The following is a 9,789-nucleotide window of genomic DNA, read 5'->3' as shown; positions in this document are numbered from 1 at the left end:
AAAGCCTCAAAGCACCCGGGTCCTTAGTAGTTGACGGGACTCTGATACCCACGTGGAATTGGCGTTCACTTGGTAAAACAAATTTCTCTGGAAAGCACAAACGAGCCGGATTCAACCACCAAGTCATTTGCACCTTGGATGGAAAGTTGCTGGCTATCACAGACCCGGTGCCCGGGGCCAGGCATGATGCTTACGCCTTCAAACATCATGGCTTGGAAAGATATCTTGATGAGAGCACTGTGGCTGATAAGGGCTATATCGGGTTGGGGTTGGCTACCCCGGCCAGGCGCAAGCCGGGTCAGCGGCTGAGCCGGGAGCAGAAGCGGAATAACCGGGTGCTGAATCGGCTACGGTCGGTGGTGGAGCGGGTTATCGCTCACATCAAGACTTGGCGGATTCTTCATACGGGGTTCAGGCGGCCGTTGGGGTTGTATGGGCGGGTGTTTGCGGTGGTGCGGGGGTTGGTGTTTTTGGCTGGGGGTGGGACTTTTGAATAAGCCTCACTATAATTTTTATAAAAATATCAAACTACCTTAAGAAGGTAACTTCTGAAATGGTGATGACAAGGCGTTTCTTTGCATTCTGATAGATTCACGCTGTTCACAGCAATCTGCACAAAACCGAAGTTGAGTTGATGTCCAATAGCCAGTGAGCCGACTGCGCCCGGTAAAGAACATCGGGGTTTCCTTTCAACAGCTTTGTTTCTGTCGCAGTAGAAAGGAAATCCCACACAAGGTAAGGTGGCGGCAGGTCCTAAGACGGGTCGAGAAAGTTACCTGCCGAGGCCTGCGTAGCTCCAGCCGGCGCCCTGCCAGATGCAGGGGTCAAGAGCATTACGCCCGTCAATAATACGAGCGGTGCCCACCAGCTCGGTCGCCTGCACAGGGTCAATGTTGACGAACTCGGCCCATTCCGTCAGTAAAAGCACCAGATCACTGCCCGTCAGTGCGGTCAACACATCTGCCTCGGTGATGAGCTGGGGGTAGCGGGTAGCAACACCCGGTAGTGCCTCGGGGTCGGTAATGGTTACCTGAGCGCCGGCGTCCGCCAAACGCAGCGCCACCTCAAGAGCAGGGGAGTCACGGATGTCGTCGCTGTTGGGCTTGAACGCGGCACCCAGAACCGTAATTTTTGCGTTCTCAATCTTTCTGTCAAAAATCTTGATTGCTTGTGCGACCACGCGGTCGCGACGGCGCTGATTAATAGCGTCCACATCGCGCAGGAAGCTGACCGCGCTTTCAACGCCCAGCTCCTCAGCCCGGGCCTGGAAGGCTCGGATGTCCTTGGGCAGGCAACCTCCACCGAAACCGATACCGGCCTTCAAGAACTTGTTGCCAATACGCTCGTCATAACCGATAGCGGTGGCAAGCTCGGTGACATCCCCACCGGTAGCCTCGCAGAGCTCAGCCATCGCGTTGATAAAACTGATCTTGGTAGCGAGGAAGGAATTAGCGGCGACTTTAACCAGCTCGGCGGTAGGGTAGCTGGTCTTGATGAGGGGGATACCCTCTGCCAGCAGGGGAGCATAGACCCTCTCCAGTGCAGCAGCACCGGTCTTAGCCCGTTCAGCATCCTGGGGTAGACCATAGACCAGTCGGTCCGGGTGCAGAGTGTCTGCAACCGCAAAGCCTTCACGCAGGAACTCGGGGTTCCACAGCAGGGTGGCACCGGCGGCTTCGATGCGAGGGGCTAGGGCAGAGGCAGTGCCCACGGGAACGGTGGACTTACCCACAATGACGGGGCGGCCAGCTTCAGCGGCGGTATCAGAGCTGGGCAGAGCCTTCAGCACCATGTCCACGGCGGAGTTCACGTAGGTGAGATTAGCTGCCTTGCCGTCCTCAGACTGCGGGGTTCCCACAGCGATGAAGTGGACGTCAACATCAGCGAGTTCTTCTGACGCGGGAGCCAGAGCAAAGCGGAGTTTGCCCGAATCTAAGGCGGCGCGCAGAATCTCGGGGAAGCCCGGTTCAAAGAAGGGGGCTTGACCCGCAGCCAGCGCCTCGATGCGGGAGGCATCGACGTCAACACCGATGACCTCGTGACCAAGCTGAGCCATAGCCGCTGCGTGGACGGCACCGAGGTAGCCGCAACCGATGACTGAGATTTTCATGAAATGTTCCTTTGAGATGATGATGTTTAAAAAACTGAGGGGGTGTGGGCTAGTGCCCAATCAAGCCAGGTAGCAAGCCAAGGGGCGGAGCGGGGGCGGAAAGCGTAAACGCAGGTGATCCGAATGCGGGAACCCTGGGTGTAGGCCCTGAGTCTCTGAGGGCTGATTCCGGCCTCTTGGGCGAGATCCCACAAAATCACGGTGATTTCGGCGGCTTTTTCAGCGGTGAGATGCCCCTGGATTCGGCGCAGCTCGATGTGAGCCAGAAGGTTGCCTACATCCAGGGCAGCTTCGCCGATTGCCGCGGTATCAATGTCAAGAATTCCCAGCTGCGAACCGTCCCAGAGCAGCTGCTTATCGTGGAGATCACGGTGAAGCAGGACGAGCTGATCCGGCTTTTCTGCCAGAGCGGTTGCAACGGCTTCTGCTGCCCCCTCGAGGTCGTTGATGCGGTCGAGGGCGGCGTAGTTGCGAGCAGACTCAATCCATTGGGCTAGCACCCTTTTTTCCTCCACTGAGCTGTGGAGTGAGTAGTGAGTCACATCAGCCAGATCTTTCCCCAGGGTCAAAAACCGTTTCCAGGAGTCTGCAAAGACCTCCCATGCCGGCAGGGAGTCATCGCCCAGCTCTAGCAAGGTCTGGCCGGGCAGAAGTGAAAAATCAAGAGATTGCTCGCGCACCGCAAGGACGCTGGCCGAGCTAAAACCTGCCTCTTCAAAAACCTCACCCAAACTGCTGGATAGAGCTGCTACCTTTTCTGCCTTACCGGGGCGCAGGTGCTTAGTAACTGCGTGGTGTTCCCTGGTGACGGCGCGTTTGCTGGCCCGGTGCACCATAAGCTGTGCACCACTGTCCACAGCCGCTTCTAACCAGGGTAGCTTCTTATCAGCCCCATATGTGAGCAGGGAAATATTCCCTTCAGCGGTGACCTTCCCCGCGCGCAGGAGCCCCTGGGCGTCGAATGTTTCAAAAATGAGGGCACCGTCTTTGGTCGGCCACGCTCTGCGCACCGGGTTAGTGCGGTGGTAGCGTCGCAGGGCTTCTAAAGCCGTGGTATTAGCACTCATAGCATCTGCTCAATTCTGCTCAGGCCCGCCTCAACCTCGTCCTTCCAACCGGGTTGAGCACTGCGGAGCGGGTCGGCCAGACGCAGGGCAAGAGCTCCAGCCAAGGCATGTTGAAGATCTAGAACCGGCAGCCCGTGCCCCGCCGTGCTACTGTAGCCCTCGAAGAAGGCGGCACTGACCTCGGTGGGTGAGGTTGCCATAAAAGAACCAATATCAACGGGGGCTGGGCCCAGATAAGCCCGGTCAAAATCAGTAAGCCAGAGCGCCCCGGTGGCCTCATCGGTCAGAACCTGGTCCGGTGAGGCATCCCCGTGCAACAATACCGGCGGTCCTGATAGGGGCTTGAACGCTGCGGCCAGTGCGCGGGTGCGGCCAGCAAGTTCTGGGGCCAACACATCAAAGAGGGAAGCATGCGCTTCTAACTGGACAGCAGGAGAAATATTCTTAGCCGCCAGATGACGATTGAGGTAGTTGGGCAAAGAAGAAAACGAAGCATGCAGATCAGCGAAGAGCGCACCGACGGACGTAGCTTGAGCGGTAGAGATACTTGAGCTGAGATCTCTGGTGCCCACGAAACGCAGCACGTCCATACCGGTGCCGGTATCGGGGTCCAGCACTTCAGGTACAGGCACATGTAAACCCACAAAACGGTAGAGGTCAGTGCTGTGGGGGTCTGCGGAGGTGACGATGCGGGAGACTCGGTAACCGTTGCGGACCACCAGGCGGCGCAAGGGGTTATAGCGCAGAATTTCACCGTCATCCATACCCTCAAAGGAAACGAGATGCATCATTAGCTTAGGGTCGGTTTTAACCCCACCCCACTGGAGAATAAAACCATCGGGCAACTCACTCTGCTGCACGCTTAAGCCCAGCTTGGCTGCTTTGCTTCTATGCTTTTCAGCCTTACCTGCTCCGGCCGGCCACATCAGACGCACCCAGCCTGAGGCGTCCTGACCTTCTGCACCGGCAGGGGTGAAGGAGGCTGTCAGCGAGGTTCCCGGCTTAGCACGAAGTGAAGTCGCTGTTACCTGCGCCCCTAGAGCATCGGAGAGCCAGCTGGCGTCCAGCATCTGCTCGGTATACATCACCGTAGCGTTCATGGTGTATCTCCAATTCGAATGTCATCAAGGTTTTGTTGGCGGGCATTGACCCACTGGCGGAACTCCTTGGAGTTAGCCAGCAGAGCGGTGGGGGAGTCATCGAGCAGAACCCGACCGTCCTGTAACCACACCACGCGGTCAGCTCGTAGAGCGACCTCAGTGTCGTGGGTCACTGCCAGGGTGGTTCGCCCCGCAACGAGCTTCTCGATAGCGTCCATCACCAGTGATGCTGATTCCGGGTCAAGACCGGTTGTTGCCTCATCGAGAATCACAATGGGGGTGTTGCGCAGCAGCGCGCGGGCAATGGCGATTCGCTGACGCTGGCCACCTGAGAGCGTGCCACCGCGTTCACCCACCACCGTGTTATAACCGTCGGGCAGGGTCTCAATGAAAGCGTGGGCATGGGCTGCCCGTGCCGCCTGCTCAACCTCCTCATCCGTGGCATCAAACCTGCCGTAGCGAATGTTCTCTTGAACCGTGCCGGTAAAGAGCACCGCCTCTTGGTGGAGCAGAGAAACGCTGGAACGAAGCTCATCAAGATCGGCGCTAGCCACCGAGACACCATCGATAGTCACGGTGCCCCAGTTGGGGTCCTGAGCTCGCACCAAGAGAGATACCAGCGTAGATTTGCCGGCTCCTGAAGGCCCGATGATCGCTACCAACTCACCGGGGCGAGCTGTGAGACTGAGACCCCGTAAGACCGAGTGCCCCCCATAGTCGGTGTGTACATCGTTGAAGGACACCTCGCCCTTGACGGCACCGAGGTCATCGGGGGTAGCGAGAACCGCCAGTTCACTTTCGACGTCCATGAGATCGGCAACGCGCTCGCCGCTTGCGGTGGCTCGGGCTATACGTCCAGTATATTTTGCCATGTCACGCAGGGGTTTCATGGTGGTTTTCAGGTAGGTGGTGAAGAGCACAAGATCGCCCACCGTCATCGCTCCCTGCAGGACACGCAGAGCGCCGCCCACGAGTACTGCGGCTGTTGCTAGACCCACGATGACGTCGGTCCCGCGTTCCAAACGGGCAGCCAGACGTCTAGCCTGCACGCCGTCCTTGAGCGACTTTTTATTAGCTGAGGTAAAACGGGCGCCAATGTGCTCTTCGAGCCCGTAGGCCTGTACCACCTTGATGGAGGACAGCGATTCTTGAGCTGTATTGGCTAGCTGACCCTCTGCCTTGCGGGTCTTCCGTGAGGCAGTGGTAATTTTCTTGGCTGTGCCGCGCGATAGGAGCGGGAAGGCTACCAGCGCCAGTACCACCACGAGTGAGAGCGCCGGGTCAATAATGAGCATGACCACCAGCATGATGACCAGGGTCAGCATATTAGCCATCAGAGGCAGACCAGCGGTAACGGCTACCTCCTGGAGCTTACCCACGTCGCCCACAATGCGTTGAACGGTATCGGCGCTGCGGTTGCGGGCGTGGAAGCCCAGGTGCAGGCCCTGAACGTGGGAGAAGACGCGGGCGCGTAGCAGAGTGGACGCACGGGACCCAACCAACGCAAAGGCGACGGTTGCCATATAGTTGGAGAGCGCACGCAGGCTCACAATAAGAATCAGGGCAACCCCGCACCAGATGAGCAGGGAGACTGAAGCTGCAGGGCCTGCCTGGTTTGCACCCAGAGAAACCGAAACCGCGTCAATCACGAACTTCATGGGCCAGGGCTCTAGTACGCGGAAGGCCACCTCAAAGAGCAGGGCGACGACGCCACCGGCTGCCAGGGTTCTCTGCGGCTTGATATTTGGGGCAAGGAGCTCCAAGGTGCGCCGCAACGCGCGTTTTTGTATGCGTTTAGACTTAGCCACAGGCAGGCACCTGCGCTAGGTCAAAGATTCGGGCGACGACGCTGCCCCAGCTATGCTTTTGCACGGCTAATGTGCGGGCAGTAGCGCCCAACCGGGCACGGATTGAGGGATCAGCTACCAACCGGTCGATAGCTGCCGCTAGGGCCGCTGGGTCCGAACCTGGCACCAGCAAACCTGCTCCGTCAATGAGCTCGGGAATCTGGCCGATGTCGGTGGCTACCACGGGTAACCCAGCAGCTAGGTACTCGTAGACTTTCAGCGGGGAGAAGTAGTGCTCTGAGCTATTGCTGGCAGCGGGGTAGGGGGCGACGCCCAGAGCGCTGCCGGCAATTTCAGCTGGCATGTTTTCGGGCACGACGGCACCGCGGAAGTCCACCTGTACCCCTAGCTTCGCGGCCTGTGTTTCTAGAGACACGCGTTCTGGGCCATCACCGACGATGCGGAGTAGCCAGTCGTGCTGGGCGCAGGCAGCTGCCTCAATGAGGTCAGATACCCCGTGCCAGGGCTTTAGGGTACCCACGAAGGTGACAACGGGGGTGCCGGTTGCCTCAGGCGAGGGCTGGATACGGTTAATGCTGACGCCGTTGGGCACGGTGTGCGCCTGAGCAGCGGGAACATGAGTCAGTACCCAATCGCGGACCGGGTCAGAGACGCAGACGACGGCACTGGCTGCCTGAGCTTGACGGGTGAGGGCGGTGAAAGCCTGGTCTTCGTTCACTAGAACGCGGTGGGTTTTCTGTTCATCAATCAGAGGGGCGTTGACTTCAAGAATCCCGGGCAGGGTGGTGTCTGCAAGAACCGTGCTGAAGAGGGAGTAGCGCTCATAGACAAAATCCGCACCCCATTCAGCGATGTCGGCGACCATTGCCGCTGTGATCTGCTGCTGGGCAAGTTCGCGCTCGGCGGCGTCCTTAGTGCCGATTTTGTACTCGCGCACCGGCAGATCGGCAAGGTCAGCGGGCACTTCTTTGCCCTTGCGGGTCGTGAAAACGCTGACCTCGTGGCCCAGCGCCAGAAATTCCCGCACCACTTCTTGGACGTGCACGGAGGCACCCTTGCTACCAAAGATGGGGATGCCGGGGTCAAGGCTGAGGTAGGCGATACGCATTAGGGTGCCTCCGTGGTTTCTAGGGTGTTCAGGCGCTGTGCCTGAAAGTTGCTATCGAAGTTCTGTTCAATGAGTTGACGGGCGGCCTCAGCCAGTGCCGGGGTGTCAACATCCCCGTCTGCGATGCTTGCCAGCGCATCAGCAAGAGCCGGCACGTCGCCCGGTTCTAGCAGCAGACCGGTTTCACCGTTTCGGATCACCTCGGGTAGACCGGTAACAGACGTGGTAACTACCGGGGCGCCGCAGGCCATGGCTTCGAGAACAACCGTGGGCAGTCCGTCCATGTTGCCGTCGCCCGCTGGCACGCAGGGGGCTACAAAAACGTCGCTGCTGCGCAGCAGCTGGCGTACTTCTGCTTGGGTGAGGGGCCCGGGCATGGTGACCTGCTGGGTCAGCCCCAACTGTTCAACTTTTTGGCGAAGCTGCTCATCAAGCTCGCCGTCCCCGCCCAGGGTCAGAGAGAAATCTACGCCTCGCTCAGCCAAGATGGCGACAGCGCCCAAGAGTTCGCTAAAACCCTTCTTGGGTACAAAACGGCCCACAGCCGCGATACGCAACGTACCTGTGGGTAGGGAGGGCTTGACGTACTCAAAACGTGAAAGCTCCAGTGCGTTGTAGATCAAGACTAGGTTGGCACCGGTGTCCGTGAGAACCTTCTGCAGATAGCCCTCGTTGAACCTACTGATGGCTAAAACTTGGGCGGCGTCCCCACAAATCCTGCGTAGCCAAATGGGATTAACCGATTCGTGGAAGATATCTTTAGCGTGGGTGGTCACGGTATAGGGAATGCCAGTTAGCTTGGAAGCAACCCAGGCCATGCGCCCGGCCAGCGATGCGAAGTGGGCGTGCAGGTGGGTGATACCGTCAGCTTTGACCCGTTGCGCCAACGCGACACCCTGAGCCACATCGCTGGCCTCTAGCTCGGTGAGCTCAGGGAGGATGGATGCAAAGTTGGCTAGGATTTCTGGGTCCTGGGTAGAGGCGGTGACCTGCTGCCAGAAGCGGTTGGCGTTGGTGGGGCGAGGCACCCAGGTGACCGGCGCTTTGACTCGGGCCAGTTCTGGGTGAAAACGAGCATCGGTGGTGGGGCGCATCGCGTAGATGCGAAGATCTGCTCCGATAGCTTCTCGGGCCAGAATTTCTGTCACCACAAATGTTTCAGAAAAGCGAGGGTAAACCTTAAGAACGTAACCTATGCGGTGCATGCTTCCTCCTGGGGAGAGGGGTATGTAATGGTGAAAGTTTCTGCTGCTAGTTTGGCTGTCTTGGTTAGCCCATTCCGTTTAATTCCTGAGCGATCAACTCTGCTGCCGACCGCCTGTGCCAGCCAGGCACCGGTCAGAGCAGACGTTAGGTTTTCCACCTGGAGCAGATCCACGGCCCCCACTTTCTGCAGGGCACGGGCACGGATGAGCTGTTCGGTGCGCGGTGTTTCCCGAGGGACAATCAGAGCTGGGGTATCGGTGGCAAGAATTTCGTTGACCGAGTTGTAGCCACCCATTGAAATCACAGCGGCAGCTTGTTCCATGAGCCCACTGAGCCCAGGAAGGGAGCCAACCACGCGGGTTCCAGCAACAGCCTTGGCCTGTAGCTTGAGTAGTTTGCGGTTATTCAGTTGTGGCCCGGCAACCACCAGATGCTGGTAGCCATCTGGCACCTCGCTGCGAACCAGCGTCTGCAGTAGCTGGTAGCCGTCAGAACCGCCGCCGGCTGTGCTGAGAATGAAAGGGGTAGCGTGCCCCGGGTCGGTCGGCACTTCGGTCAGCTCCCTGCCCTGTGCAAGGTAGCCGGTAAAACGCACCAGATCAGCCAAACATTCGGGGACTTCGCCAGCTGCTACGGGGTTGTGAACCTTCCGGTCTCCGTAGACCCAAATCGCGTCAATGAGATGACGGAGGTTCTGGGGGTCCCCGTGTTTGAACCATTCGGCATGTGCGACCTCGGGGGCGTCCAGAACTTCACGTAGACCCAGTACCACGCGGACCTCTGGGTTGCGTTGGCGTAGGGTGATGAGTGGGGTCTGGAGTTCTCGCATGACACCAAAAATATGGCGGTCGATGATGACCAAATCAGGGTTGAAGCCTAGCAGGCAGGCGTGCAAGAGCTGGGACCGAAGACCAATCAGGTGCTTGGTGCTGGCATTCAGTGAGCGTGATGCATAAGCCCCCTCTGCCTTGTGGATGCTGGGGATGAAGACCCAGTCAAAGCCTTCGGGCAGTGGGAAGGTGCTTGCATAGGGCAGACCGGAGACGAGTAATCCCGCCACCGGGCGGCCGGTTAACTTGGGGAAGTGGCGGGCTATATGGTGGGCGATGGATAGGTTGCGGCGGACGTGACCCAATCCCTGGGAATCGTGGCTGTAGAGCACCACGCGCACAGGCTGAGCGCTAGCTACTTGTGGGAGCATATGTTGCATGATTCCTCGGTTCACGCCCTAAGGGCTGGGCTGTGGGATGGTACCCACCTTTTGTTTTCCTAAGAAAACTCTATGAGTGCATTATGAAAGGAAAATTAAAGTGGAATGAGATTGTTTTCATGAATGCCTTCAAAGGTGGAGTTGCTGCGGTAAAAAACTAGTCAAAGCGGTTTTTCTTGC

At 58.4% G+C, this 9,789-nt stretch carries 8 protein-coding genes; 1 reads left to right on the top strand and 7 read right to left on the bottom strand.

Annotation, left to right across the window (positions count from 1 at the left end; genetic code table 11):
* A partial coding sequence (locus ABD982_RS11310) for a transposase family protein (protein WP_425570022.1) occupies positions 1 to 497 on the top strand: 497 nt, incomplete at its 5' end.
* Positions 498 to 772: 275 nt separating this feature from the next.
* Here the strand turns inward: ABD982_RS11310 and ABD982_RS06495 are convergent.
* From ABD982_RS06495 to ABD982_RS06465, 7 genes are read right to left on the bottom strand one after another with little or no spacing between them, the layout of a single operon-like run.
* Positions 773 to 2,110, bottom strand: a complete 1,338-nt coding sequence (locus tag ABD982_RS06495) for a UDP-glucose dehydrogenase family protein (RefSeq protein WP_345445712.1) — start codon at positions 2,108 to 2,110, stop codon at positions 773 to 775.
* 26 nt (positions 2,111 to 2,136) lie between these two features.
* A complete protein-coding gene (locus ABD982_RS06490) occupies positions 2,137 to 3,177 on the bottom strand; it encodes a phosphotransferase (protein ID WP_345445710.1) in 1,041 nt (346 codons plus the stop codon).
* Entirely contained in the window at positions 3,174 to 4,277 is a 1,104-nt protein-coding gene (locus ABD982_RS06485) for an aminoglycoside phosphotransferase family protein (RefSeq protein WP_345445708.1), read from the bottom strand. The genes ABD982_RS06490 and ABD982_RS06485 overlap by 4 nt, the downstream gene beginning before the upstream one ends.
* Complete coding sequence (locus ABD982_RS06480) at positions 4,274 to 6,085, bottom strand: ABC transporter ATP-binding protein (RefSeq protein WP_345445706.1); 1,812 nt, start codon at positions 6,083 to 6,085, stop codon at positions 4,274 to 4,276. Before ABD982_RS06480 ends, ABD982_RS06485 begins: the two co-directional genes overlap by 4 nt.
* On the bottom strand, positions 6,078 to 7,193 hold the full coding sequence (locus tag ABD982_RS06475) for a glycosyltransferase family 4 protein (protein ID WP_345445704.1): 1,116 nt from the start codon (positions 7,191 to 7,193) through the stop codon (positions 6,078 to 6,080). Before ABD982_RS06475 ends, ABD982_RS06480 begins: the two co-directional genes overlap by 8 nt.
* Entirely contained in the window at positions 7,193 to 8,398 is a 1,206-nt protein-coding gene (locus tag ABD982_RS06470) for a glycosyltransferase (RefSeq protein ID WP_345445703.1), read from the bottom strand. The genes ABD982_RS06475 and ABD982_RS06470 overlap by 1 nt, the downstream gene beginning before the upstream one ends.
* Entirely contained in the window at positions 8,386 to 9,600 is a 1,215-nt protein-coding gene (locus ABD982_RS06465; RefSeq protein WP_345445702.1) for a glycosyltransferase family protein, read from the bottom strand. Before ABD982_RS06465 ends, ABD982_RS06470 begins: the two co-directional genes overlap by 13 nt.
* Positions 9,601 to 9,789 lie beyond the last annotated feature (189 nt).

This window comes from Rothia endophytica (genome assembly GCF_039543885.1).
Classification (GTDB): domain Bacteria; phylum Actinomycetota; class Actinomycetes; order Actinomycetales; family Micrococcaceae; genus Rothia; species Rothia endophytica.
This window is presented reverse-complemented; position numbering and strand designations above follow the sequence as displayed.